Source organism: Paenibacillus profundus (genome assembly GCF_021369635.1).
GTDB lineage: Bacteria > Bacillota > Bacilli > Paenibacillales > Paenibacillaceae > Paenibacillus_B > Paenibacillus_B profundus.
Window position 1 is genome coordinate 20,273 of sequence record NZ_JAJNBZ010000034.1, and the last position, 25,653, is coordinate 45,925.

A 25,653-nucleotide genomic window follows, 5' to 3' on the forward strand; every position below is an offset into this window, starting at 1 on the left:
CTAAAAAAATGCCATACTCTATCGTATTGTAATTTCCAATTGTTATGAGGCTGTTAATTGCAGGAGGGGGATATGTAAAGTTATAATGCCCTGCTAATCTATGGAACGGGCCAAGGATCGATTACAATATAGGCAGGCACGATAGGGGACAGGGAGAGCAGTATGACACAGCCAAATTCCTATCGTCCGGGGATTGGATTCCCGGCAGCTAGCGGGGGACGGCCTATATGAGCAGAGGGGTGAAGACCATGCGCATCGGTATTATTGGTACGGGGTGGTTCAGTAAAGTACATGCTGGAATATTGTCAGGCATGGAAGGCGTGCAGGTAAAAGCTATTTGCGGGACAAGCGCAGAGAAAGCGCAGCAAATGGCCTCTCGCTACGGCGCATCGGGGTACGGACAATTGTCCGATATGTTGGATGGGGAGCGGTTGGATGCGGTCTATATTTGTGTTCCGCCCTTGGCACATGGGGAAGTGGAACGACAACTTTTGCAGCGGAAAATTCCATTTCTGGTGGAGAAGCCGCTTGGCATTGGCACGGAGGTGCCACTTGACATTTTATCAGGGATACAGTCCAGTTCCCTCATAACCTCTGTCGGTTATCATTTCCGTTACATGGAGACATCGCTCCGTTTGAAGGAAGCGTTGGCCCGGCAGAGCGCGGGCATGGCCGTCGGCCAATGGATGGGCAGCATGCCTCAAGTCGCGTGGTGGCGGAAGCAAGCGGGCTCGGGTGGCCAATTCATCGAACAGACGACGCATCTCGTCGATTTGCTGCGTTATTGCGCCGGTGAGGTGGAGGAAGTGCAGGCGCTGTATGGTCAACGGATGCAGCGGAGAGAGGATCTGGGGGTAGAGGTGGCCGACGTGGGCACCGTGTCGCTCAGATTGCGCAGCGGCTTCATCGCCAACATTTCTAACACTTGCCTGCTGCCTACTGGGGTGAGTCGCGTAGGCCTGACCTTCTATACGGAAGAAGGCATGCTGGACTGGAGTCCAGAGCGGCTCCGCATGAGCGAGACAGGGCAGACAACCGAATGGCCGAACGGTTCCGATCCGTATGCGCTTGAGAGTGCGGCGTTCATTCACGCCGTTCGCACTGGAGATGCATCGCGTATTTTATCCGATTATGCCGATGCATTCCGCACGCATCTCGTGACCTGCGCCGCTTTAGAATCGGCTGCTGCAGGCAGGCCGATACTGATAAGCGAGTAGAAAAATGCAGGTTAATAATTCTGAGAAAGGGGTGGTTCAAGCAGCAAGGCTGCGCTTGAAACCACCCCGATTCATGTATCGTTCATTACTCCAGCTTTAATTCAAGGAGACCCAAGTCACGGATGTCGATGACCTGGTCGCCATTCAAATTCATATGCCGATTTTACTCCTGCAGCCGATTTCCAATCTCTTTGGCGGCGGGCAGCTCCATTTCGATCGCGGGTCTAGGATCTTCTCCTGCGTTGGAAATTGGGATTTTGATCAAGTTGGCTTGATCAATGTAATAAATATGCTCGTTGCCTTGCCCGTCCTTGGCCAGCGTCATAAAAGCAATTTCCTTGAATGTGCTGCCGTTATCCTCGGATAAAGTTACAAATTCCCACGTGTTCGGGTCGATAACGGTGATGCGATCCGCCAAATCCATGTATAACAATCCGTCTTGCCCCCAATGCGGGTGGTAGGGGCGCCAGAAGCCGTAATTTTTAACATGCGGGTATATATTTTTATAGTCGAGGATGCGATACGTATCCGGGTCCAGCTTGAACAAGATTCCGTCGACCCCGCCCCATACATTGCCGTCTGGGCCAATGGACAAGCCGCTAATCATGACAGGCCGATCTAGATCGGGGATGTCCAGTGTGAATTCCGTTATTTTTTCTTTTTTTTCGACGTCCCACACGAACATTTTGGCCGTTTTTTCAGTCGCGGCAATTCCCAGGCCGCCAAAGACGGTGGTCGATCCGAATATTTTCCCGTCCTTGTATGCCAAGCCGTTGATGCTCTGGTTGCGGACGACATTCCGGTATACTTCCTTCTTTCCCGTATCCGGATAATATAGAGTCAATGCGCCGCCTAATTTGCCGTAATCGGGAATTGTCCCCATCATGATGAAGTCATTCGTAGCCCGCATAATGTAAGGGCGATCTTGCTCAGAGCCGATTTGGAACACGGTGTGCGCTTGTGGAACCGGCTTGGTCGTATCTAAGTTCTGAATGTGGCCTCCCGGATATATGCCAAAATACATATCTTGGCCATAGGCAACCATGCCTTCCGCCTGTCCTAAGCCGAAGGTGGTGAATGCGTCGGTTCGCGGGTCGAACCTCACTCCGATTCCGCCGGGATATCCGCTCATATATATGTTTCCGTCTGGACCGTTTTCCATATTGTGCAGCGGATTGGATGCTCCCTTGACGACGGATGGAAGATATTTGATCTTCTCCGTGTCGACATTGAAGATGGCCGTCTTGCCGTCACGCAGTATCGTCACGAATGACATGCCGGGGAAATCGGGATCATCCTTGAACGCTACCCAGGCGGCTCCGCGGAAGGAGGTGCCATATTTCATGGCGGTCATGCGCGTCTCGAACGTAGTCAAGTCGATCTCTGTAATGCCCCCATTGGCGGGGATATACACTTTGCCGTCCTTCGCTGCAAGCTGGTTAAACGAGAACACGCCCGCTCCTTGCGCGCCGCCAACGTTTTTCCCGACTTTGTGCGGCAGCCATTCGCTTTTGTCCAAATCATAGAACAACAAGGTCATGAGCGGATCGCCGAATTTCACGAGCAAATACCGATCTACGATCGCCATGTCATACGCAAACGGCACGTCTGCCGGAGCCACACCGAGGAGCTCTGCCACTTGGCTGGAAATCACCTGCTTCTCTCCGGTCTGAACGTTCAGCTTGACGATGGCTCCCGTGGAGCCGATGCCTGCAAAAATGTAACCGTTGTCATACGCCATTGAGCGCACGTATTCCTGGTCCTTCATCATGCGGCCATAATCATGGTACTTCTTCGCAATGGGATCATACTTAAACACCTTCCCTTGTTGGAACGTGCCTCCGTATACGTTGCCATCCTCGTCGGTTACCAGGGACCAGATTGATTTTTCGCCTGGAAGCGGCTCTCCCAAGCTGCTTACGGTCTTCGTCCGGGGTGAATAGCTCCACAATTCTCCTCTAGTGCTGCCGGACATAATGGCTGCAATATAGACGGTTCCATCCGGGGCAATTGTGTGGCGCCAGGACGTATGAACGCCCTCCAACCGAAAGGAGCGCAGCAGCTTGTTGCTCTGAATATCCACCACATTGAACACCGACGTATCGCCTTGCGCCGTGGAATACATCGTTGGCCGTCCATCCTCCATGCCCGAGACCGCATCGTTAATCGCAATTGTGAAGACGGGAACGCCCAAGTCTACCGGCTCGGCAAATATTTTGTTTTTAAAGACAATCGATCCTGCCGGCGGCATTCCGCCAGGCGCTGCGCCGGTCGAATCTGCCGCGCCCGCGGGATTGCCGAATGCCAAGACGGTCAGCATCGCCGCCAACATGGCGCTAATCCAGCTTATTCTTGTGTTCCATCGCTCTGTCAAGAGTTTCCCTCCTCTAACTGATTCATCCAACATTCCAGACACGCATTAGTTCCAGACCGCTCGGTTGGAAGCGAATCTGCTGCAGGTATTCATGTGGGTTGCAAATCGTGGTATTCAGCAGCAGTAAATAATGGGCTGAGGCACTTGCTAGAATATAACTGGTTCATATAGATCTTACCTTGTTCGATAGAGGTGTCAACTGGCAGCCGATATATAGACACGTTAGAGACAAGTCAAAAAAGCTGAAAATGATGCCTGTTTCTGCATGCAACCATTTTCTGCAGCTGCCTCAATAAAACTTTCTTTTCTATAAATAAACATTCATGCGTCTATTAAAATGTCGCCTCAAACCTTCGCCCAATATGTTGAAGGTTAATATGGAGAAGGCCACGGCGAGCGCCGGATAGAAAATAAAAGAGAATTTGCTTACATAGATTTCTGCCCGATGCTCCGCGAGCAGTGACACCCAATTGAGGCTTGTACTCAAAAACTTCATTGTGTAGTAATCGACCTCAACCCAATCATGGGTCAAAAATATGCTCAGAACACCCAGTTGTCCGATCAGCAGCATCACTTTACCTAAGTCCAAGCAGAAATTGACGACGATTTCTGGAAGCAACGCTGGAAAATAGTAGCTTTTGGATAGCCGCCATGAGCTTAAGCCCAATCCTACTCCAGCTTCAAAAAAAGGCTCGCGCGTTATTTTATTAGTTTGCTCCTGCACCAAATGAGCGACGCGGCCGGTCTCGATGATCGCCAAAAAGAAAATGACCCATATAAGCCGATTGTTCGCGTATTGTATGAATGGAATGCTCAGCAGCAGGATGGCTGAAAACACGGACGGCATGAAAGAAAACAGTTGATTTAAGCTGTTTACGATAAAATGGGCCACGCCCTTTTTTTTGCGGGCGAGCAGCCCCAATGGAATCGCGATTAGATATCGCAAAAAAGCGACAGAAAATACGATTAGAATCGTCTCTTTCGTGCCAACGATAAGCTTGCTTAGATTGTCTACGCCGTTCCTGTCACTCCCCAACGGATTGATGCTCGATGGCTCATACGGTGGCAGCAGAAGCTTCTTCTGTTCGCTCCATCTATGCTTCACTTCCTGCAGCCCTTTATCTACAAATGGCAGATCGGGTCCGAAAAACATGACAAAGACAAGGAACGCGAGCATGAATCCGCCGATCCACAACGTAATGTTGCACTTCTTCAATTCGTAGCCCCCTTTATCTTGGCTCAAAATGTCTTCTTGAAAATTGGCTTATCAGCTGGACGATAAGCACAAGGATCATGAAGCAAAATGAGATTCCTATAATCATGCCCGGATCGTAATCGAACCCAGTGCCGAATGATGGACTATAATCGATCGCTTTGAACAAACGATATGCCGCTCCCGGATAACTCATGAAATACTCGACCATTAATAGATTGGACAAAATATATACGAATAAGGAAGACAGATGCGTTAATATCGTCCCAAAGCTATTGTAAAACACGTGCTTGTAAAAAATGAGGCGTTGGGTCAACCCCTTCGCTTTAGCCACTTGAATATATAATTTGCCTTCCTGTTCCGCGATGGACGCGCTCGTAATTCTTGCAATATACATAGTCGGGTAAATGGAGACCAGCACAGATGGCAAAATAAAAGAGTACCATCCTTCCGAGGAAAAAAAGCGAATGAACGGGACATAGCGAATGACAAACCACTGTATTAACAGCAAGACCAAAAAGTCAGGCAACGATTGAAATAACCATGTCGTCCAATTGCCCAAAAAATTAAATCTAGTTCTGGACAACCTATAGTCCATCATACCTTTCATAACGCCCAGGCCGAAGCTTAACACCAACGCGGTTATAATGACAGCGAAGCTCTTGGACATGGCAATCAGGACGGCGGATTCGACGGTTTCGCCGTATCTGTTCAAGCCCAGACTTCCATTCTCTAGCAGCCCGTTGACCAATCCTTTTAGATTGTCGCCGTATTTGCCCCAACTGAAGTTATACTCGGCCGTCACCCTGTAATATTCCATCCCGATATCCAGATCCCGGGGGAACAAGACAATGAGAATGACCATAATTAATGAAAAAATACTGATACATAATGATCTTAAAATCTGTGACCGCAGACTCATGTTCTCCTCCTACCCTATTCTTACTCCATGTTCATCATATTTATATTCACGGCAGTCTATTAAAAACATTCTACTCGAATCATAGTGAAATCTATAGTTAAAATTAACCAATGGTTATAAAAAAAAGTGTGATTTTGTCTATTGCTGACGGATTTTTGTCTATTGGTGATGGAATGTGTAGGTGAAAGAAAATGGAAAATACAAATTTTCCTGCGGAAAAAGGCAAGGGAGATGGGATAGATAGAAAGCGAGTTGATGGGGTGCAGCCATGAAAAAGGGGCACAGGATGTAATCCCGCCCCCGTTATTTCTGCAAGGTGTATACTCTACTGGAGAATATAACCTCTTATGACTCCGATATTGCGTGTTCCAGCGTTACAATCGCTTGATACACATCGTCTGCTGTAATTCCTGACTTCATAAAGTGTATCGACTCATTCGGATGCGTCGTGCCGCTAGCGATGTTTTTCAATGTTGCAGTATCCTGACTGGACAGCCCCAGATCGGTTAAACGATAAGGGAGATTCATACCGAGATAGAAGGGGAGCAACCGTTGTACTTCTGGCAGGTTGTCTTCCAATACCAACTGCACGAGAATGCCGTAGGCTACTTTATCGCCGTGCAGCAGATCATGCGTTTCTGGAGCCACGGTAAGTCCATTGTGAACCGAGTGAGCTCCCGCGATGCGTCCCAGATGGTCGCCGAATCCTCCAACCATTCCGCCAGTCATTATAATCGTTTCAACCACCTGCACGAATGCTGCCGACAATTGCTTCGTCTCGGCGTCTTGAATGCTTTGCCGCCCATGCTCCAAGAGAGTGGACTGACATAGACGGGCAGAGTGATGGGCGATCTGAATGGCGATGGATGGATGTTCCAGCTTCCGAATCAGTACATCGGCTTCATACCATTTGGCCAATGTATCGGCAATTCCAGCCCTAAGGTAGGCGACTGGAGCTTGCAGCGCAATTCTCGGTTCGACCAGTACCATCAGCGTGCTTTTTGGAAATATAGTATAGTTCGTGAATTGTCCGTGCTCATTATAGAACACGCTTAACGGTGTCCACGCCGCACAGTTCGAGGCAAGCGTTGGCACCAGAATCGTGTCCAGCTGCGCCTCATTCCCGGCAGCTTTGACCACATCCATGACCTTGCCGCCACCGACGCCGAGAATGACATCGGCTTGCTCTGCCTGCGCATAACGGGCAATTCTTCGGGCTTCCTCTAATGTACACTCTCCATTGTAACGAAGATATAATAGTGTAAGCTTGGTCAGCTTAGGGAAAAAAGGCTTCGCTGCCTTCAAGGAGCGATCGCCATGCACGACGAGCACTCGCTTGTAAGTGTAGGGCTGCAGCAAACAATCCAGCTTATCCAGTATACCTGTTTCACAGTAATAGAGCGCAGGCGCTCCTCTGACGATTACTCGTTGTTCCAACGATGTCACTTCCTTTTCAGCATCCATTCAGGCTTGCCGAAGCCTTTGAACTGTTCATCGATAATTTGTTCAAATTCATCTGATTCTACGGCTTCCTTCAAATCCTTCGCGAATTGCTTGTCCAGCTCTGCTGTATTTACGACCAAGCGGTTGCGATAGTCATCCGGCATATTTTCGAGCTTCAGAGCATCCAACAGGTTCATTTTGGCAGCCAGTGCGAAGTTACCGGGAACGAGCGACAGGTCGACGCTATCCGCCGCGCGCGGCAGCTGCCCTGCTTCTATCGGCTGGAGCACGAGTTGCTTCGGATTATCTTTTACGTCTTTCTCCGATACCCGCAACGGATCGATGTCATCTTTAATGGTAAGGAGTCCTGCATCTTGCAGCAGTCCTAACGTGCGTGCAAGATTCGTCGGATCGTTGGCAACTGCGACGGTGCTTCCAGCTGCAACTTCATCCAACGATTTGAACTTCGATGAATAGATGCCCATCGGTGCGGTCGGAACGGAGATGAGCTCAGACAATTGCAGCTTATTTTCTTTTGCGAAATTTTCCATGTAAATTTTATGCTGGAATAAGTTCGCGTTCAAATCACCGTTGGACAACGCTAGGTTCGGCTGGACGTAATCACCGAATTCGATTACCTCGACCGTATATCCTTTTTTCTCCATAATCGGCTTGATTGCTTTAGTAACCATATCACTGTAAGGTCCAGCAGTGGCTCCGATTTTTAAAGCTTTGCTTTCTTCTTGGTTCGAGCCTTTGTCGCTGGTTGTGGTTGACGTGCTGTTGCCGCATCCGGCAAGCACACCAATCGCCAGGATGAGAGAGAGTAGGATTGCAGCTTTTTTCATGTTAAATACCTCCATATGATGTGTAATATAATAGGTAAAAAGTTCTCTTTTGAACAGCACTTAATTTAACGCTTATCTACTTTTTTGGCGATGTAATCTCCGCCGTATTGAATAAGTTGCACTAGGCAAACCAAGATGACCACTGTTGTGAACATCACGGTATTATCGTAGCGGTAATAGCCGAAACGAATGGCTAAGTCGCCAATCCCGCCTCCGCCAACGGTGCCTGCCATCGCCGAATAGGCAACCAGGCTGATCGCAGTAATGTTCACGCCTTGAATAATGCCAGGCTTCGCCTCGGGGAGCAGCACATCCTTTATAATCATCCACGGCGTAGCTCCAATTGAGACAGCTGCTTCAATGACCCCCTTGTCGATCTCGCGCAACGCCGTCTCCACCAGCCGGGCAAAAAACGGGATCGAGGCGACCGATAGGGATACCGAGGCGGCCGTTGGACCGATGGTGGTGCCTGTAATGAATTTCGTTACTGGCAGCAAGGTGACAAGCAAAATAATAAATGGGACCGACCGGATTATGTTGACGATAAATCCCAATATATTTTTCGTCGGCGTGTGTTCCAGAAACAGACCCTTGTCGGTTACAAATAAGAGAATTCCAATAGGAAGACCCAGAATTAAGGCGGCAGAAAGCGAAATTCCTACCATATACAACGTCTGAAAGAAAGCTTTGTTCAGGTCAGGCAATAGTTGGATTAGAGAATCCGTCAGCATGGTAGATCACCTCCAGTCGATATGTACGCTCTCTTATATAATCGATAGCCCGCTGTACTTCCACAGCGTCTCCGATGAGCTCCAAGATGAGAATACCGAGAGGATTGTCACGGATATATTCAATTTTCCCATGCAGGATGTTGCCTTTGACCTGATAGGCCTGCAGAACATCGGTGATGATCGCTTCTTCTGCCTGCGGCGCAACAAAGTGAATTTTGACAATCGTTCCTTGGCAATGCTGGAGCAAGCGTTCAGGAAGGTTAAATTGGAACAGGCTGCTAATGAACGATTGGGTCATCGGATGCTTAGGCTCGGAAAAAATATCATAGACAGCTCCTTCCTCCACCACATTTCCGTCTTGCATCACGGCCATCCGATCGCATATATCTTTCACCACTTCCATCTCATGGGTAATGAGCACAATGGTAAGCTTCAACTCGCGATTGATTTTTTTCAACAGCTCCAAAATCGCTTGTGTCGTCTCGGGATCAAGAGCGGACGTCGCTTCATCACACAACAGCACATGCGGCTCGTTCGCCAATGCTCTGGCGATGCCTACCCGCTGTTTTTGTCCGCCGCTCAGCTGGGCCGGATACACATTGCGTTTGTCGGACAGGCCGACCATCTCCAGCAGATCCGTGACGCGAGTGTCGATTTCTTCTTTTGATTTATGATTTGCCTTCAGTGCAAAGGCGATGTTCTCATACACCGTCTTGGAGCGAATCAGGTGGAAATGCTGAAAAATCATCCCGATCTTTAACCGGGCTTGGCGTAAGCCTTCGCCCTTTAAAGCTGTCAGGTCCACTCCATCGACGAAGATGTTGCCCGAAGTAGGCTCCTCCAACAAGTTGATGCAGCGCAGGAGCGAACTTTTTCCTGCTCCGCTTCGTCCGATAATACCGTAGATTTCTCCTTTGTTTATCGTTAAGGAAACGTTGTTCACACCAACGACTGTAGATGATTTGCTTCTGTACTCCTTTATTAGATTTCTAATTTCTATCATCGCTCTCACCCCGCTATTCCTGTTGCTAGACACTCATAATACAAAAAAACCTCTTTCATAAGAGAAAGAGGTTGAACTGGCATTAACCAACTTATCTCTCAGAATGTGAACCATTCCGTAGGATTTAGCACCGTTTACTCTACTGGTAAGGTTGCCGGACGTCATAGGGCCTATTCCCTCAGTCACTCTTGATAAGGTAAAATATGAAGTTTTGTAGTGAAAATAATACACATGAAAGATTTGCTTGTCAATAAAATTTTCAATATTTATTTTCAAACTGGAAATGATATCTTTCCGTGGTATAATTTTTTGTTGGGGATATATAAACACACCAGAGGTGAGTTGATTGAAAACGGAAAAGGTTAACATTTTTGAAATGACCAAGGACATCAATCAATATGCGAATTTTGTAGTTGGTGAAGTCAACGAGCACGTGGTTCGTGCTGCCGCCCTTGAAGCGGTCTAGTATGTTATCGAGATAAGCATCATGTGCCGAATCTCTGCCGATACCCGCACTTCCTGCATAATTCCTCTACAGCTTCTCTTCTGGAAAATCCAAAGTACAGATTATTCGCTCTTTCGCCTTCTACAATTTCAGAGAAAGGAGTGCTGTTAATATTGCCTAAATTAATGACGCCCTCGCCATCCAGACAGCAGGGCACGACCGTTCCGTCGACCAGCACGGCCGCTTGACTCCGAAGCGCATGACAGAAGCCTTTGCCATCATCCTCCGGAGCTTGCAGGCTCGGCCATTGAAATTCATGGTCCTGATTCAAATAGATTCTGTCGGCGATTTTGACTCCGCTGCCTGGCATCACTTTTTCTTCTATTTTGTAGTCCAGATTAAATTCTTTTTCTAAAATGGCCAGTGTTTCCCGGTTTCTGCTCTTTATCGAATTTGTTGCATTGTCTTGGTCCAAATTCCATAACCTGAACGATATGATGACATTATGCTCAGCCGCTTCCCGCACAAAAGAAAGAATATCAGCCAAGTATCCCTCTCGATTTTCCGACCCCTCATGTCCGTCGAAGCTGTGCAGCGAGAAGTTCATTTGGCGCAGCGCCGGTTTCCCCAGAAGCTTATGCCTATTTTTATGAATAAGTGTTCCATTCGTCGTAATATTGACCTTGAACCCTTTTGCATGGCTGGCATCCAGCAACTCATCGATTTTGGGATGAAGGAGGGGCTCGCCTTTGACGTGAAGATAAATATAATTCGTATGCGGTTTAATCTGATCCAATATGTTGTTAAAGGTGTCCGGCTTAATGAAATTAGCCTTGCGAGCCGTTTGCGGGCAGAAGCTGCAAGCCAGATTGCATACGCTTGTAACTTCGATATATACCTTTTTGAAAGTTTTCAAGACTTGTTCCCCATTCTATATCTTTCTGTAAATACTCAGGTCGTTGCCGACATAGACTGATTGCGCATCTGATTCTATATTGTACTAGAAACATCAGGCTTATAGAAGGCTTTCGTTCTATGGGCAAAATGATAGGACACGTTCCAACGATTAGCAAGGGGGATGGTTGAAACAAGCTATGACGAGGAGAGCTGCATGAGGAGGGTTAGTTGGCTGCTGTATAAGGTGGGCTGCATTGTTTTCCGTGGTCATTTCCGAGATTGTTACCGCGGTTGATGCAAGCTTCGTTGGAAAACGTACAGTGGAATGAGTCGATTAGGCGGGAAAACGGTATGCAGACTGTATTTAGTCCAGTGGATTTGGCTGTTTCTTAGCGATTGCTGCGAAATGAGTGCCAAACCATTGGATCATTTCCAATGGAGCCTGCCGTAAGGAGGTTTGTGCTGCTGTCCCATTGGACAAAATCCAGTGGAGGATGCGACAAAGGGCAGACCGTGCTGCAAATGCAGGTTTTGTCACCATCAGGCATGTATGATGATCGTATGCAGTCAGCCCTGACTAGTTGCCTGTGAATCTCTCAACCCTCGGATTGCTCCGACAATCATTCGAAGCTATACGGTCTGCTAAGAGAGGAGGGGCGAAATCATCCTTTTGCTCACTAACCCCTTGATTCAGAAAAGGAGAATCCTATCGAGACCATCAATTGATAACGTTCAATCGCTCTTAACTGCTTGGATCGACTAAAAAACATGAATTCCCCTGTAACTCATCCACGAAGCCATTATCTTCAGATCCTGAACTGTTCTGTGCACAATCTGAACCAGTGGGAGAGTGAAGCAAAGGGCACATCGAAGGCTGCGGCTTCGCACAATCTGAACCAGTGGGAGAGTGAAGCAAAGGGCACATCGAAGGATGCAGCTTCGCTCAATCTGAGTCAGTGGGAGAGTGAACCAAAGAGCGCCATGAAAACTATTGCTTCGCTCAATCTGAGGCACGGGTGGCGAAACCGCATTCAGTATACAAAAAAACTCAAGCCTTATTTCAGCTTGAGCTTATAGCTCACCACCTGTGCTGTCTGGGTTAGTCCCTCATTCGGCCGAATCGTTGCGGAACGGACTTAGCAGCGCCTTGGGGATGTTAGTTTCGAATCGCATGTTGGTTCCTGTGGTCGGATGCACAAAAGCCAATACCCGCGCATGGAGTCCGAGCCGACCAATCGGTTTTGTTTTCGCTCCGTACTTTTTATCCCCTACAATGGGATGTCCGATATCCTGCATATGGACACGGATTTGATTTTTCCGTCCTGTCTCCAGATGGACCTCCAATAAGGAGAAGTTCCGATTGGATTGCACGGTCTTATAATGAGTGATGGCATGCAAGCCGTCATTTGGATAGGGGCTCGAATACATTTTTAACGTTTTGCTTTCTTTCAGCCACGAGGAAATCGTACCCTCCGGCTTCTTGACCAACCCTTCCACCAGCGCGATGTAGGAGCGCTCCTGCACCATATCCTTCCACGATTGCTGCAGCTTCTGCTGCACCTTCTCGCTCTTGGCGAACATCATGACTCCGGATGTATCCCGATCCAGCCGGTGCACGACAAAGATCCGATGCTTGGGATTGTCTTTGCGAACGTGCGTCGTCAGCTGCCGATAGGCTGTCAGCTCTTGCTCCTGCGCTGAAGCGATCGAGAGCAATCCGGCTTCCTTTTGAATGACGATAATGTCTTCGTCTTCGTGTAGAATGTTAAGCCCAATGAAAGGGAGCTCATCGGATATTCTATCCTTGGAAATCGTGATAGTGTGCCCAGGTTGAAGTTGGAAATTGTATTTCGTAACCACCCGGTCATTTACGGAGACTTGTCCGCGCGCCAAAATGGATTTAACAGAGTTGCGTCCCATATTGGACATTACAGTCAATAAATAGGGCAGCAATTCCATCGGTTCCGTGACCGTATACCGTTTAGGCGCGGAATGGTGGCTGGAATGTGAATGATGTGCTTTCTTCTTCATGTCATACCTCCTGTTACATCGCTAACGAAGCTCACGAGAAGCAGACGACGGTAAAATCTTCTCCATCCAGTTCTAACCTCGCATATCGAATGTTCTTACTATAGCAAAAAGCCCGTTCGGATGCACGGAATCCCATCGTGAACAAGGGAATTCAATTCCGTGCGCACAAAGGCCATGATATAATGGGGTCAATGTGATTTCGATTATAGACGTCGTTCGTGAGCACGTTAATTATCGCTAACCTTGTATTAAAATGGAAGAAAGAAGGAGTTATTGCAATGATATCGATGGACCAAGCGCGAAGCACGTTGAAGCGGGTGTACGGCTACGATGACTTCCGCGCGGGACAGAAGCGGATTATACAATATATTATAGAAGGAAAAAATACGGTGGGCATCATGCCGACGGGAGGCGGGAAATCGATCTGCTATCAGCTTCCCGCACTGCTTCTGCCGGGCGTGACACTGGTCGTATCCCCACTCATTTCGCTTATGAAGGATCAGGTTGATGCGCTGCATAGCTTGGGTGTCGACGCGGCCTTCATCAACAGCACACTGGAGCTCGGGGAAGCGGGAGGCATTTTGCGCCAGGCGCAGAACGGGCGCTTGAAGCTGCTCTACGTGGCCCCGGAACGGCTCGAAAGCGAATGGTTCCGAGAGCGCGCCAAGACGCTCCCTATCTCGTTCGTGGCCGTGGATGAAGCGCACTGCGTCTCGCAATGGGGGCACGACTTCCGCACGAGCTACCGGGCCATCGCCCCGTTCATGAGAGAACTGGAGGAAGCCGGGCGACCGCGGCCGTTGATGGCGGCGTTCACGGCGACCGCCACGCCCGAGGTGACCGAGGATTTGACCCGGCTTCTGGAGCTCGGAGATTCGGAGCTGGTCGTAACTGGTTTCAAGCGGGACAACCTGGCCTTTACCGTGCTGCGCGGGGAAGAGCGCAAGGCGTTCGCGCTGGATTACGTGCGCAGGCGCGAGCATCAAGCGGGCATCATATACGCCTCGACCCGCAAGGATGTGGAAGATCTGCACGAGATGCTCCGTCGTGCTGGCGTCGCGGCCGGCCGCTATCATGCGGGCTTGGACGACGAGGAGCGGGTGCGCATGCAGGAGGCATTCCTGTACGACGACGTCCGCGTCATCGTGGCGACGAATGCGTTCGGCATGGGCATCGACAAGTCGAACGTGCGCTATGTCCTGCACTATAACATGCCGAAGCATATGGAAGCGTATGTGCAGGAGGCGGGCCGTGCAGGGCGGGATGGCGAGCCGAGCGAGTGCGTGCTGCTGTTCCATCCGCAGGATATTTTGACGCAGAAATTTTTCATTGAACAGAGCGAAGCGTCTCCGGAACGGAAGACGCACGAATATAAGAAGCTGCAGTCCATGATCGACTATTGTTACACGACGGGCTGCTTGCAGAACTACATGCTGCGTTACTTCGGAGAAGAAGGGGAAGAGCCGTGCGGCACGTGCGGCAGCTGCAAGGACGAGCGCGAATCGATCGACATTACGACGGAAGCGCAGAAGATCTTCTCTTGCATCTATCGCATGCGCGAGCGATTCGGCGTATCGATGGTCGCTTCCGTGCTGAAAGGCTCACGCAACAAGAAGGTCATTCAATACGGCTTCGAGAAGCTGTCGACGCATGGGGAAATGCGCCACTTGACGGAGAAGGCGATTGCCGATCTGATCTACGTGCTCATTGCCGAAGGCTATTTGCAGCTGAGCGAGGGCCAATATCCTGTCGTCCGTCTGCTTCCGCCTGCGGCAGAGGTGCTTAAGGGACAGCGGCAAGTGACGCAGCGTGTAGCTAAGTCGTTGAAGCCGAAGACCGCGTCAGCTGTGGATGAAACGGTATTTGAACAGCTGCGGCTGCTGCGGCGTGAACTGGCCCAGAAGGCAGGAGTCCCGCCGTATATCGTATTTAACGATAGCACCTTGCGTGAATTGGCGGAGGTGCAGCCGACCACGGAAGCAGATATGCTGCGCATCAAAGGGGTCGGTGAAGCGAAGCTGAAGCAATTCGGCTCACCGTTTTTGGCGTTTTTTCAGCAACGGGATGAAGAGGCAGCCAAGCTTGATAATCAGGAGGAATGGATATGATGGAAGATAACGAAATAACTACCCTTGCATCTATTGAGGATTTCATGAAGCTGGATGTGCGTGTTGGCACGATCGTAGAGGCTGAGCCGTTCGAGAAGGCGCGCATACCGGCGATTAAGCTATGTATTGACTTCGGTCCGCTCGGTAAGAAGCGCTCAAGCGCGCAGATTACAAAGCGTTACACACCAGACACGCTCGTCGGCCGGCAGGTTGTAGCGGTCGTGAACTTTCCGCCGCGGCGCATTGCGGGCTTTGATTCCGAGGTGCTCGTCCTAGGCGGAGTTCCGGACAGCGGCGATGTCGTCCTGCTTCGACCGGATGAGGAAGTCCCGAACGGAACGCCGATTGCGTAAGCGGCTGGCATGTCCCGGTTGTGCAGATGAGAAAGGAGCTACCATGAAAGTTATACTTACTACGTTGAATGCGAAATATATTCACACCTCGCTCGCCATCCGTTATTTAAAGGCGAGTTGCGAGCATGAATTCGACGTCGAACTAGCCGAATATACGATTAAAGATCCGTCGATGAATATCGTCTCCGATCTGTATCAGCGGAAGGCAGATGTTATCGGATTCTCCTGCTACATTTGGAACATCGAAGAAACGATTCAAGTGGTCAGCATGTTGAGAAAAGTTCGGCCTGACGTGCGCATTGTACTGGGCGGACCGGAGGTGTCCTATGACACTGACTATTGGATGAAGCGGCTGCCTGACGTCAACTTCATCGTCATCGGCGAAGGGGAGGAGACATTCCTTCACCTGCTCCGTGAAATTCGCGATGAACAGAAATATCACTTTGTATTTGGACTGGCGTACCGCAAGGGAGAAGAGGTCATGATCAACGCTCCCCGTCCGAAGCTGGATCTGAATAACATTCCTTCACCACACCGTTTTGCGGAGGATGTTCCGACACTGGGCAAACGTGTCGTCTACTTCGAGACGAGCCGCGGCTGCCCGTTCAGCTGTCAATTCTGTCTGTCGAGCATCGAGGTGGGTGTGCGTTATTTTGATATTGAACGGACTAAGGCAGACTTGGTCTATTTAATCGATAACGGCGCCAAGCTGATTAAGTTCGTCGATCGGACGTTCAACATTAAACGTGAGTATGCGATGGAAATGTTCCAATTCCTCATTGATAACCATCGGGGATGCGTATTCCAGTTCGAGATTACGGCGGACATTATGCGTCCGGAGGTGCTCGACTTCCTGGCGGAAAATGCGCCTCCCGGTATCTTCCGATTTGAAATCGGCGTGCAATCGACGAACGATCCGACGAACGAGCTCGTCAAGCGGCGTCAGAACTTCACGAAGCTGACGCGCACAGTGACAAAGGTGAAGGAGAGCGGCAAGATCGACCAGCACTTGGACCTTATCGCAGGCCTGCCGCTGGAGGATTACGACACGTTCCGCAAAACGTTCAACGACGTGTTTGAGCTTCGGCCTGAAGAGCTGCAGCTGGGCTTCTTGAAAATGCTGCGTGGAACAGGATTGCGTCTGGACGCGGACAAGTACGGCTATGTCTATATGGATCATGCGCCCTATGAGATGCTTGGCAATGAGGTGCTGCCGTTCGAGGATGTAGTCCGCTTGAAGCGATTGGAGGACGTGCTCGAGAAGTACTGGAACTCGCATCGCATGGACCGCACGATGGAGCATCTCATGCAGCGTGAATTTGCATCTCCGTTTGATTTCTTTCAGGCGTTCGGGGATTATTGGGAAGCGAATGGCTGGCAGAAGATTGGCCATCAGCTGGAAGATTTGTTCGTGCGGCTGAGCTCCTTCCTGACAGACCATGGCTTGCAGCGGCCTGACGTGGCGCATGGTCTGATGAAGATGGACTACTTCATGAACCACAAATACAAGCCGCGCAAAATATGGTGGGACGTCGCGGTGAGGAAAGAGGAAGCCCTGCATATGCTGCGCGTGGCTGCGAATCATCCCGACCGGATCTCAGCAGACTTTGCCGCACTTGGTCTCAGCGAGAAGGAGCTGCTTAAGCACGCGGTCGTGGAGCGGTTGCCGTTCGATACAGCCCAGTGGCTGCGCCTGGAACCATCCGTTGCGGAAGCTGTGTCCGCACAGCAGGGGGCGAAGCTGGAAGAACCGACGATCCTTATCGTGCTGTACCAACAGACGAATGACGAGACACCTCTCCTGTTCGCTGTACCTGAACGCGTTATAGCCGGCAAGTAAGGTAGTTAGCTGATAGCAGCCGTTTTGTTTTTCAAGTGCCGCACTCCAAATTCAAGTAATTAGATGCCGCAAGAACAGTCCTAGATAATGTCGAAGTTTGTCGCATGAATATTCCGTATTTTAATAGTCCAAGTCTGATTGAGTAAGGTAAGGATCTATAGATACAAATTTTTTGCGGAAACATCTCTTCTGGGATGTGACACAAATAGACTATTCGTGATGAGAGTGCTGCAGAGAGTTTTCCTAACTAGCGCCGTTGCGAGTGCCTGTTCGCTGGGTCTTGAACGTAATATTGATGAAGGCGCAGATGGTTCACTCATCTTCCACATCGGGTTAGATGACTGCAATGCAACGATACTGAGCGGCTACAGAAAATATAAGGAAAAAAGTCATGGTCTTTTTAGCCCATTTATCTCTGGTAATTATTCCTGTATAGTATATCGGTGTTAAAAAAGAGATAAATGTTCTAGGAGGAAAAGACCTTGAAAAGTTGGTTACAAAGATGCACTGTGATCGTTGCTAGTGTTGCAATCCTGTTCGGGGGCATCTCGCAAGCGGGAGCAGAACCGGTATTGAATTGGGTAGAAGGAACGGGTCAATCCATCGATATGGGTGAGGGTTTGGCGTCCTTTACGCTGCAAGAAGATATGATCTTTTTGAATGGCAAGGATGCACAGACGTTCCAAACGGAGAGTGGCGGCAAGCCGTCCGGCGAAGAAATTGGAGCTGTGTTCCCTGCAGCTGAAGATGCGACTTGGGGCGTATTCATTGAATATACCAATTCCGGTCATATCAAAGACGATGAGAAAGATAAGATTGATGCAGAGGAGCTGCTTCAGAGCTACAAGAACGGAACCGAAGCTGCGAATGAGGAGTTGGATCCGAGCCGACACCTATTCGTGGATAGCTGGGATATCGAGCCTTCCTATAACGCAACGACGAAGCGGCTAACGTGGTCACTGCTTGCGCACAACTCCAGTAATGAGAAGATTGTAAATTACAACGAACGGATTTTGACGCGTGAAGGTTATATTTCCATCGTTCTGGTTTCCGATCCCGATCATCTGGCGGCAGACCGTGTCGAAATGGAGAAGACGGTACTGTCTAGCTTTAAGGTGAAGGAAGGAAAACGGTACGAGGATTTCGATAAATCTACCGATAAGGTGGCTGAATACGGCCTTACCGGACTCGTACTTGGCGGTGCGGGTTTGGCCGTTGCCAAAAAAGTCGGATTTTTAGCGCTAATTTTGGGCTTGTTCAAAAAGTTCTGGATCGTGGTAGTAGCTGCGATCGCCGGGCTATGGCGCCTTATTACGGGGAAAAAGAAAAAAGAGGAAACTACGGTTCCGCCTTCTAATGATGACACTCCACAGTCGCTGACATAGGAAGATGGATTCTGCCGGTATGTGATATGGCAGGCATCATCTTTGGAAAGTGTGGACATGAGGAGAATGAATAGATGACAGCGATGATGAAATATCGTTCGCAATCCGACCCAGACACGCATACGCAGAGCGCAAAAGAACTGTTCAACCTCGTATGGGAGCTGCTGGAGAAAACGACCCGCACGCAGGAAGAGACGGATCAGATGATTCATGCGGCTCATGCTTCCCGGTATCATTGGGGGGTAGCAGGAAATGAACTTCAATTCGCACGGGGAGAATGGCAAATTTCCCGCGTATATTCGACGGCAGGAATGGCTGAATCCGCGATGTATCATGCGAGACGGTGTGTGGATATATGCCGGAAATATAACCTAGGCGCATTTGATATGGCTTACGCCTATGAAGCTCTGGCCAGAGCTTCCAGTCTGCTGAATAAAGCTGAGGATGTAGAAGGTTATATTTCGAGGGCGGAAGAGCTTGCCCGGCATGTTGAGAACGAAGAGGATCGCCGTTATCTTACAGATGACTTAAAGACAATATAACAACGATATGACGCATGAATAACGCAACGCAGCGCAGCGTCCCAATGCTTGAATGGCAAGGAGTTTTCTCCTGGCCGTCCGGCATGAGGGACGCTGTTTTTGCTTTATATTTCTTTTCGGCTGAAATACATTAATCCCGCACTCAGGAATACGATGAAGCTGCCGGCAATGATGAACAGCAGCGTCTCCATCGGCATGTTGAAAGCTCCGTAGTCATCGCTAATCAGCAGCATGGATCGCGCCGGTTGGGACCATGGGTACCACGGCCCGTACTTCTCCGAATTGACGACAAGCATGTTCGGCAGCGTCAGCATGACGTTGATGGCGAGCGGCGCCGCGAAGCTGGCCCAGGCCGTGGAAACGAACAACTGCAGCGCGGCAAGCGGCAGCGTGGCGAACCAACCGCTGCATGCGCGTCTAGCGAACTCGTCCCACGGAACAATATTCATCTCATATCCCTTCAGGAAGCCGACGGCAATAATGCCTGCTGTGAACAGCAGTTGAGCCAGCGCCAGCAAGAGCACAACGTGGAGGAACTTGGCCATATATAACCCGCTGCGCGATACAGGCAGGGCGAGGAGCTGCTTCCAGCCCCCGCCGTTATGTTCATAGCGGCATACGAAGGCGGAGAATACGCCTGTCAGCAGCGGCAGGAACAAAAGGGCGTGTATGCTGGCCATAATAGTCCACAGCAGCGGCCAAGCGTTCAACTCGGCATCCCTGTTCACCTCAAGCAGGCCGAGCAAGGACGCGAGCAGTGGACTGACGAATATTAGGAGCCAGATATTTGACTTGCGCAGCTTCATTCCTTCCGAATGGAACACATTCATAAAGGATTTCATGCTAATTCACATCCCTTCTGGCAAAATGGACGAGGCTTGCCGTGTAGATGACGGCGCCTGCCGCCAACCCGGCCAGAACGGAATATTCGGGCACGTCCGCCGCGTTTACTAAATGCGGCCATTTCAGCGGCATCCAATCCGGCATTTTTATGGAATACAGGGACAAAATCGTGCCCATGATTCCGCAGGTAAGCGGGATGGCTTGATTGCGCATCACGATGGACAGCCATAGCTGCAGGGCCAATACCGGCATGGCGGCAAAGAATGGATAGAAGCTGATGATGAACAGTCTTTGCCAAGGAATATCCCAACCGAATCCGAGTCCGGCGCCGAGAAGGATGGAGCCGGCCGCAAGCAGCACACAGGCGCTAAGCAGAAGGATGAGGTTGAGTGCGAATTTGGCGGTAAAGACGTGAAAGCGCGATACGGGCAGCGCCAACAGCTGCTTCCATGATTTCAGCCGATGCTCCAGTCCGGCGATCATCGACGCAATGAGCGTAATGCCGAACAGAAGCGCCGGCGCAGCCAAGTATTGAACATTATTCAGCAAGCCGCCCCACAGATCATCGGCATACAACTTCGTCAAATAGTCATAGCGCAGGCTAAAGTTGATTGCTTGCAGACTGACGACGCCGAACGGACCAAGGAAGATGAGCAGCCAAATCCACGTACGGCGGATTTTTATAATATCGGACGACAGCACCTTGCCTATCATTGTCTGCTCCCCTCCCTGGTAAGAGCCAGGAACATCTCTTCGAGCGATTGGCGTTTCTCTTCCACCCGGTAGACGGAATGGTTGTTGCGAACGAGCAGCTCGACAATGGCGGCTACCTTGTTGTCCGGCATGTAATCGAGAACTAACGATTCCTCGTTGAACTCTGCGCTGCAGCCAGAGGAGGCAAGCGTACGGAATGCCTGCTCCGGGTTCGACACCGCGATTTGAATGCGATGCTGCGCCCGATTGTGCAGCGAGTCGATCGTGTCTTGAAATACCATCTCGCCGTGCTGGATGATACCGACGCGATTCGCCATCTGCTCCACTTCGCTCAACAAATGGCTCGATACGAGCACCGTAATGCCGTGCTGCTGCGGCATGCTTTTAATCAGCTCGCGAATTTCCAAAATACCGGACGGGTCCAGACCGTTCGTTGGCTCGTCCAGAATGAGCAGCTCAGGCTGGCCCAGCAAGGCGCAAGCGATCCCAAGCCGCTGCTTCATGCCGAGGGAGTAGCCTTTCACCGGGCGCTTCGCATCTTGCGTCAAGCGGACGATAGACAATACTTCATCGATGCGGGATTTCGGCACATCCAAGATGCGGCGAATCGCCTCCAAATTTTCGTATCCTGTCAAATGACCATAGTAGGACGGATATTCAACCAAGGAGCCGACCTTTTTCAAGATCGACATCCGGTGCTTGTGCAAGTCTTTGCCGAAAATGTGAATGCGGCCCTGGCTCGGGCGAATCAGACCGAGCAGCATACGAATGGTCGTCGTCTTGCCAGCGCCGTTCGGGCCGAGAAAGCCGTAAATATCACCGCGCCGTATGTTCAAGGTAACTTGATTCACTGCTTTGCGCGCGCCATATTGCTTCGTTAATCCTTGAGTCTGAATAATGTACTCACTCAACTGGAATCACCTCGGTATATATGCTAACTGCCGAAGGTTAAATGAACGGGACTCGCAGGTTAATTCCAGTTTAATTTTTCGGATACATGAGGGTGATTGTGCCTCCGGAATTGCTGGCGACCTCCCAATGCAGCCGCATCTCCTGCACCATGAGCGCCACGATTGTCAGGCCGATGCCCGCGCCCTTTCCTTGGGAGACGGCTTCCATGCCCGGACCGCGGTCCTCGATGACGAGCGCTTCGCGTCCTGTGCGCATCTCCGTGCGTATCCCGATATAGCGGCCAGAAGCGGCGTGGCGCAATACATTTTGGAATAGATTGTCCAAGATGCGGGCGAACCATTGCGGGTCCACCTCCCATATAAGGGGATGCTCCGGCAAATCGACATTCACTTCGAAGCCCTCTTTCTCCCATACAGGGAACCATCCCGCCGCGGAAGCGCGAACGAGACGCAAAATATCGGTCCGCTCCGGATGAAACTCGTACTTTTTGGCGGACAAGAGGGTATAGGAGAGCAAATTGTCGATAAGCTGGGCCAAGTCGCCCACTTTCGTATCAATAAGCGTCAAAGACTGCATGCCACGGTCGGACAGCGGCTCCTGCTGCAGGGAATGGGCATGGCCGCGTATCGTCGTCAGCGGGGTGCGCAGATCATGCGATAGATTCGCGATAAGCTTCTTGCGCAGATCCTCCTCTTCCCGTTGCCGCTGCCGGCTTTGCTGCAATTCGCCAATCATGCGGTTGAACGCGTGCTCGAGCTGGCCGATTTCATCGGAGCTCCTAACTTCTACAGGCGCCGGTATCCCGCTCCTGTCAGGCGATGTCATCGCTTCTTCCAGATGGACGAGCCGGCTTCGCAGCCGATAGAAGAACCACCAGGAGGACGCGATGAACAGCACGAATACGGCAATGACGATGATGAAGACGTGCGCGCTGTCAAATGAAGCGTTGGACACCATCAGCTTACGGGGAACCTGGATAACGATGAAGCCCTGCTCCGGCTGTTGCCCGATAAAGGCGACGGCGGTGAACGGATCGCCATTGAAGCTTTGCTTCATGAAGGCGATGCTGTCACCGGCGCTCCACTGCCGCGGGATGCCGGGCCGCTCGGGCAGCATGAGGCGCGTTCGCCCCGTCTGATCGACCCAGAATAGGTCGGCTTTCGGAAATTCCCGCTTCAAATCACGCAGCCTCTGCGCAATCGCTGCTTCCTTCGCATCCTTCAAGGCGGCTGCCTCTTCGTGCCACCGTTTCTCAAGACGATCGCCGCCCGCATAAATATTTTCCTTCAGCTTCGCCTCATTGCTATAGTCAGTCGTTAACTGATACAAGATGGAGGCCAGCGGAAATATAATCGGCCATATGACGAGCGCGGCGAAGACGATGAGCATGTAGCGGACTAACAGCGACTTGCGAAAAAGAACGCGCGGCTTCATAGCTTCAACCGGTAGCCAATCCCGCGAATCGTCTCGATGATGCCGGGTTGGCTGGGATCGGATTCAATCTTTTCCCGCAAGTGCCGGATATGAACCATGAGCGTCTTGTCCCCCTCGATGTAGGGCTCTCCCCAGACGCCTTCATATATTTGTTCCTTCGTTAAAATCTGATTGCGGTGGCGCAGCATGTATGTGAAAATATGATACTGTTTGCCTGTCAGCACAAGCTCTTCGTTGGTACGCGTATCCACGATGCGATTTTCCCCGGGATAGACATGCAAATGCTTCAGTTCCGTAATTGCCGCCTCCTGCTTCTCGTAGCGCCGGAGCAGCACCTCGATTCTCGCTGCCAGCTCGTCAGGGTGAAACGGCTTGGTTACATAATCATCTGCGAACTGCAAGCCGTACAGCTTATCGTCGATGGCCGTGCGTGCGGACAGCATCAGGATGGGGGTATGGGGGTGTTCTTTTTTGAGCCGCTGACCGATCGTGAAGCCGTCAAGACCAGGCAGCATCACATCCAATAGAACAAGATCGCTGTTCTCTGCTGCATCTAAAGCCTGATCCCCAGAAGTAAGCCAGACCACCTCGTATCCCTTCTCGTGCAAATATTCGCTTGTCCACTGACCAATCTCTTGATCGTCTTCAATATACAGAAGTCGTTGTTTCATATTTGTTCGTGTCCCTTTCCGGCGTTATTGATGTGTAATCACAAAAAAGAAGCTGACGTCATGGGACGCCAGCTCAATAAGGGTAGGGTTACTGAGTTGGACTCATGTAATTGCGTGTATCCCTTCAATTCCAATTTTTAAGAGTGCGGTAAATCTTTATATAGAAGACGGCGGCCCCATCTCGTATGAAAGAACAGACGTTTCAAGATGAAATATAGTTTATTTGCGGTCCAATAAAGTCCTAGAGCAACTGGCATTCTCCATAGGAAGAGAAGCGATAAGCCTGTCGCAAGCACAGGAAGCAGGATCGCACCTAGCCCTTTCGTATAGTTATTCACTTTATACGAAAGACTGGGCGAAGTGTTTCACAAAATCCGGACGTTAGCGCCCAACGTTCGACGCCGAGGCGGAAGAGGTGACAGTTGACACGCTCGTTACTGGTTTTAATATATGGCGAAACAGGATTAACGCAGCGGTATAGCTAAGCATCGTCAGGATAACTATAGCGGGAAAACCCGCTACCCGGGCATAGAGCAGGCCGGCCAATGAAGAACCGATCATCGTTCCGCCATACATAGAGCTGTTCGCCAGCGCGGCAATCGTTCCTCTTGCGGAAGGCTGCTGCTTCTGCAGCGTGTTCATCAGAAGCGGGAACAGAATGCCTCCCATGCAAGCGATCATCATATAAGCAAAGCCGACGACAGCAATATGATCGCCCCACATGATGAGCAAATACATGCTTATCATGCCGAGCAGAGCTGCCGTTACGGTAGCGCGAGTGCCCAACCAGCGCTCGACTGGAGCTGTCATCAAGCTGCCGGCCAAATTGCCGATGCCGAAGACGAGGATGAACAGCCCTGTCTGTTGCACGGATAGCGCAAAATCATCCGCCAGCCAATTTCCCAAGAAGGAGAAGGTGGCAAAGGTGCCGAGCTGATATAAGAAATAACCGAGAAACGCCGCAACGGTTCGTCGCTCAGACAGCACGAATCGATACTGCTTCGCCAGCACGGTGATGGATATCCCATTCCGCTGTCGCGGCGGAATCGATGGCAGCTTCACAGCCAGAAGAACTGTGATGATTAGCGCTGCCCCGGCTACCGCAAAGAACGGGAAGCGCCAGTTGCTTGCGGCCAGCACACTGCCGATCGGTACACCCATGCATTGGGAGACGGCTAGCCCTGCAGTGGCTGCGCTCATTGCTTTGACGACGTGGTGAGCAGGCAATAGCTGCGGAATGGAGGCCCACACTTGGGGAGAGGCGATGGCTGCGCTGATTCCCGCGAGTGCACGCAAGGCAAGCAGGGTGGAAAAATCAGCTGCCAGGCCACAACCTGCAGTAAAGAGGGAAAATCCAATCATGCCTGCCACAAGGCATGATTTGCGATTGAATCCGTCGGATAACGGACCAGCGATTAGGGCAAAGCCCGCATAGCCGAGCGCATAGGCCGATACGAGCCATCCCGACTGCTCAGCCGAAATATGTAATACCTGTCTTAAGGTAGGCAGCAAAGGGGAGACGATAAACGTGTCCGTGCCGATAACAAACATCGTGAAGAAGAACAATGCCATTATAATTCGAGCATGTGGTTGTGTGTCCGTTGATTTTAGTTGCATGTTGCTTGTCCTCCTGAAGAGCATCTGAATGAGTTGCGATTGAAAAGGCGCGCACCTAAATTCAATAGTTCGAGTGTATTCGAACTATTGAATGATGTCAACGATTGAAG

General features: G+C 50.5%; 21 protein-coding genes and 1 riboswitch. Of the genes, 6 read left to right on the forward strand and 15 right to left on the reverse strand.

The features are described from left to right. The first annotated feature begins 227 nt into the window (after positions 1–227). Positions 228–1,217, forward strand: a complete 990-nt coding sequence (locus tag LQV63_RS25970) for a Gfo/Idh/MocA family protein (protein WP_233698847.1) — start codon at positions 228–230, stop codon at positions 1,215–1,217. A 163-nt stretch (positions 1,218–1,380) separates the two neighbouring features. On the opposite strand, the gene LQV63_RS25975 is transcribed toward LQV63_RS25970, so the two are convergent. From LQV63_RS25975 to LQV63_RS26015, 9 genes are all read right to left on the reverse strand, one after another. Continuing rightward, positions 1,381–3,591, reverse strand: a complete 2,211-nt coding sequence (locus tag LQV63_RS25975; protein WP_233698848.1) for a hypothetical protein — start codon at positions 3,589–3,591, stop codon at positions 1,381–1,383. Between the two features lie 307 nt (positions 3,592–3,898). Then, a complete protein-coding gene (locus LQV63_RS25980) occupies positions 3,899–4,807 on the reverse strand; it encodes an ABC transporter permease subunit (RefSeq protein WP_233698849.1) in 909 nt (302 codons plus the stop codon). A gap of 13 nt (positions 4,808–4,820) precedes the next feature. Next, positions 4,821–5,726: an ABC transporter permease subunit gene (locus tag LQV63_RS25985; protein WP_019419548.1), complete on the reverse strand. Its 906-nt coding sequence runs from the start codon at positions 5,724–5,726 to the stop codon at positions 4,821–4,823. A gap of 345 nt (positions 5,727–6,071) precedes the next feature. Further along, complete coding sequence (locus LQV63_RS25990; protein ID WP_051004456.1) at positions 6,072–7,190, reverse strand: iron-containing alcohol dehydrogenase family protein; 1,119 nt, start codon at positions 7,188–7,190, stop codon at positions 6,072–6,074. Then, the gene (locus LQV63_RS25995) at positions 7,169–8,017 is read right to left on the reverse strand and encodes a MetQ/NlpA family ABC transporter substrate-binding protein (RefSeq protein WP_233698850.1); all 849 of its coding nucleotides are present in this window, start codon (positions 8,015–8,017) and stop codon (positions 7,169–7,171) included. Before LQV63_RS25995 ends, LQV63_RS25990 begins: the two co-directional genes overlap by 22 nt. Positions 8,018–8,082: 65 nt before the next feature. Next, positions 8,083–8,748, reverse strand: coding sequence for a methionine ABC transporter permease (locus tag LQV63_RS26000; protein ID WP_019419545.1), 666 nt, complete (start codon positions 8,746–8,748; stop codon positions 8,083–8,085). After that, positions 8,714–9,751, reverse strand: a complete 1,038-nt coding sequence (locus LQV63_RS26005) for a methionine ABC transporter ATP-binding protein (protein ID WP_233698851.1) — start codon at positions 9,749–9,751, stop codon at positions 8,714–8,716. Before LQV63_RS26005 ends, LQV63_RS26000 begins: the two co-directional genes overlap by 35 nt. Before the next feature lie 88 nt (positions 9,752–9,839). Then, a riboswitch (SAM riboswitch) is annotated at positions 9,840–9,949 on the reverse strand. Positions 9,950–10,236: 287 nt separating this feature from the next. After that, positions 10,237–11,112 carry a radical SAM/SPASM domain-containing protein gene (locus tag LQV63_RS26010; protein ID WP_233698852.1) on the reverse strand — a complete coding sequence of 292 codons (876 nt, stop codon included), beginning with the start codon at positions 11,110–11,112 and terminating at the stop codon, positions 10,237–10,239. Between the two features lie 1,088 nt (positions 11,113–12,200). Further along, a complete protein-coding gene (locus LQV63_RS26015; RefSeq protein WP_233698853.1) occupies positions 12,201–13,124 on the reverse strand; it encodes an RluA family pseudouridine synthase in 924 nt (307 codons plus the stop codon). A 278-nt stretch (positions 13,125–13,402) separates the two neighbouring features. Between LQV63_RS26015 and recQ the strand changes: the two genes are divergently transcribed. The 5 genes from recQ (at position 13,403) to LQV63_RS26040 (ending at position 19,352) form a co-directional block, all read left to right on the forward strand. Next, the gene (gene recQ / locus LQV63_RS26020; protein ID WP_233698854.1) at positions 13,403–15,232 is read left to right on the forward strand and encodes a DNA helicase RecQ; all 1,830 of its coding nucleotides are present in this window, start codon (positions 13,403–13,405) and stop codon (positions 15,230–15,232) included. Continuing rightward, on the forward strand, positions 15,229–15,585 hold the full coding sequence (csaA, locus tag LQV63_RS26025; protein WP_019421569.1) for a chaperone CsaA: 357 nt from the start codon (positions 15,229–15,231) through the stop codon (positions 15,583–15,585). Before recQ ends, csaA begins: the two co-directional genes overlap by 4 nt. A gap of 43 nt (positions 15,586–15,628) precedes the next feature. After that, a complete protein-coding gene (locus LQV63_RS26030; RefSeq protein ID WP_233698855.1) occupies positions 15,629–17,425 on the forward strand; it encodes a B12-binding domain-containing radical SAM protein in 1,797 nt (598 codons plus the stop codon). A gap of 482 nt (positions 17,426–17,907) precedes the next feature. Beyond that, positions 17,908–18,810, forward strand: a complete 903-nt coding sequence (locus LQV63_RS26035; protein WP_233698856.1) for a DUF2167 domain-containing protein — start codon at positions 17,908–17,910, stop codon at positions 18,808–18,810. Between the two features lie 74 nt (positions 18,811–18,884). Then, positions 18,885–19,352, forward strand: coding sequence for a hypothetical protein (locus LQV63_RS26040; RefSeq protein ID WP_019421572.1), 468 nt, complete (start codon positions 18,885–18,887; stop codon positions 19,350–19,352). A 104-nt stretch (positions 19,353–19,456) separates the two neighbouring features. Here the strand turns inward: LQV63_RS26040 and LQV63_RS26045 are convergent, their stop codons facing one another. The 6 genes from LQV63_RS26045 to LQV63_RS26070 all read right to left on the reverse strand — a co-directional run bounded on the left by LQV63_RS26045 (position 19,457) and on the right by LQV63_RS26070 (position 25,543). Then, positions 19,457–20,194: an ABC transporter permease gene (locus LQV63_RS26045; RefSeq protein WP_233698857.1), complete on the reverse strand. Its 738-nt coding sequence runs from the start codon at positions 20,192–20,194 to the stop codon at positions 19,457–19,459. Between the two features lies 1 nt (position 20,195). After that, positions 20,196–20,909, reverse strand: coding sequence for an ABC transporter permease (locus LQV63_RS26050; RefSeq protein ID WP_233698858.1), 714 nt, complete (start codon positions 20,907–20,909; stop codon positions 20,196–20,198). After that, positions 20,906–21,820, reverse strand: a complete 915-nt coding sequence (locus LQV63_RS26055) for an ABC transporter ATP-binding protein (RefSeq protein WP_233698859.1) — start codon at positions 21,818–21,820, stop codon at positions 20,906–20,908. The genes LQV63_RS26050 and LQV63_RS26055 overlap by 4 nt, the downstream gene beginning before the upstream one ends. Before the next feature lie 70 nt (positions 21,821–21,890). Next, positions 21,891–23,255 carry a sensor histidine kinase gene (locus tag LQV63_RS26060; RefSeq protein WP_233698860.1) on the reverse strand — a complete coding sequence of 455 codons (1,365 nt, stop codon included), beginning with the start codon at positions 23,253–23,255 and terminating at the stop codon, positions 21,891–21,893. Further along, positions 23,252–23,926: a response regulator transcription factor gene (locus tag LQV63_RS26065; RefSeq protein WP_233698861.1), complete on the reverse strand. Its 675-nt coding sequence runs from the start codon at positions 23,924–23,926 to the stop codon at positions 23,252–23,254. The genes LQV63_RS26060 and LQV63_RS26065 overlap by 4 nt, the downstream gene beginning before the upstream one ends. A 381-nt stretch (positions 23,927–24,307) precedes the next feature. Next, entirely contained in the window at positions 24,308–25,543 is a 1,236-nt protein-coding gene (locus LQV63_RS26070; protein ID WP_233698862.1) for an MFS transporter, read from the reverse strand. Positions 25,544–25,653: the final 110 nt, after the last annotated feature.

Bases quoted from the DNA above. Each gene is read 5' to 3' on its own strand.
- LQV63_RS26040 (WP_019421572.1), top strand. From the start codon at position 18,885: ATGACAGCGATGATGAAATATCGTTCGCAATCCGACCCAGACACGCAT.
- LQV63_RS25970 (WP_233698847.1), top strand. From the start codon at position 228: ATGAGCAGAGGGGTGAAGACCATGCGCATCGGTATTATTGGTACGGGG.
- LQV63_RS26065 (WP_233698861.1), bottom strand. From the start codon at position 23,926: ATGAAACAACGACTTCTGTATATTGAAGACGATCAAGAGATTGGTCAG.
- LQV63_RS26045 (WP_233698857.1), bottom strand. From the start codon at position 20,194: ATGAAATCCTTTATGAATGTGTTCCATTCGGAAGGAATGAAGCTGCGC.
- csaA (WP_019421569.1), top strand. From the start codon at position 15,229: ATGATGGAAGATAACGAAATAACTACCCTTGCATCTATTGAGGATTTC.
- recQ (WP_233698854.1), top strand. From the start codon at position 13,403: ATGATATCGATGGACCAAGCGCGAAGCACGTTGAAGCGGGTGTACGGC.
- LQV63_RS25995 (WP_233698850.1), bottom strand. From the start codon at position 8,017: ATGAAAAAAGCTGCAATCCTACTCTCTCTCATCCTGGCGATTGGTGTG.
- LQV63_RS26050 (WP_233698858.1), bottom strand. From the start codon at position 20,909: ATGATAGGCAAGGTGCTGTCGTCCGATATTATAAAAATCCGCCGTACG.
- LQV63_RS26000 (WP_019419545.1), bottom strand. From the start codon at position 8,748: ATGCTGACGGATTCTCTAATCCAACTATTGCCTGACCTGAACAAAGCT.
- LQV63_RS26060 (WP_233698860.1), bottom strand. From the start codon at position 23,255: ATGAAGCCGCGCGTTCTTTTTCGCAAGTCGCTGTTAGTCCGCTACATG.
- LQV63_RS26005 (WP_233698851.1), bottom strand. From the start codon at position 9,751: ATGATAGAAATTAGAAATCTAATAAAGGAGTACAGAAGCAAATCATCT.
- LQV63_RS26030 (WP_233698855.1), top strand. From the start codon at position 15,629: ATGAAAGTTATACTTACTACGTTGAATGCGAAATATATTCACACCTCG.
- LQV63_RS26070 (WP_233698862.1), bottom strand. From the start codon at position 25,543: ATGCAACTAAAATCAACGGACACACAACCACATGCTCGAATTATAATG.
- LQV63_RS26015 (WP_233698853.1), bottom strand. From the start codon at position 13,124: ATGAAGAAGAAAGCACATCATTCACATTCCAGCCACCATTCCGCGCCT.
- LQV63_RS25985 (WP_019419548.1), bottom strand. From the start codon at position 5,726: ATGAGTCTGCGGTCACAGATTTTAAGATCATTATGTATCAGTATTTTT.
- LQV63_RS25990 (WP_051004456.1), bottom strand. From the start codon at position 7,190: ATGGATGCTGAAAAGGAAGTGACATCGTTGGAACAACGAGTAATCGTC.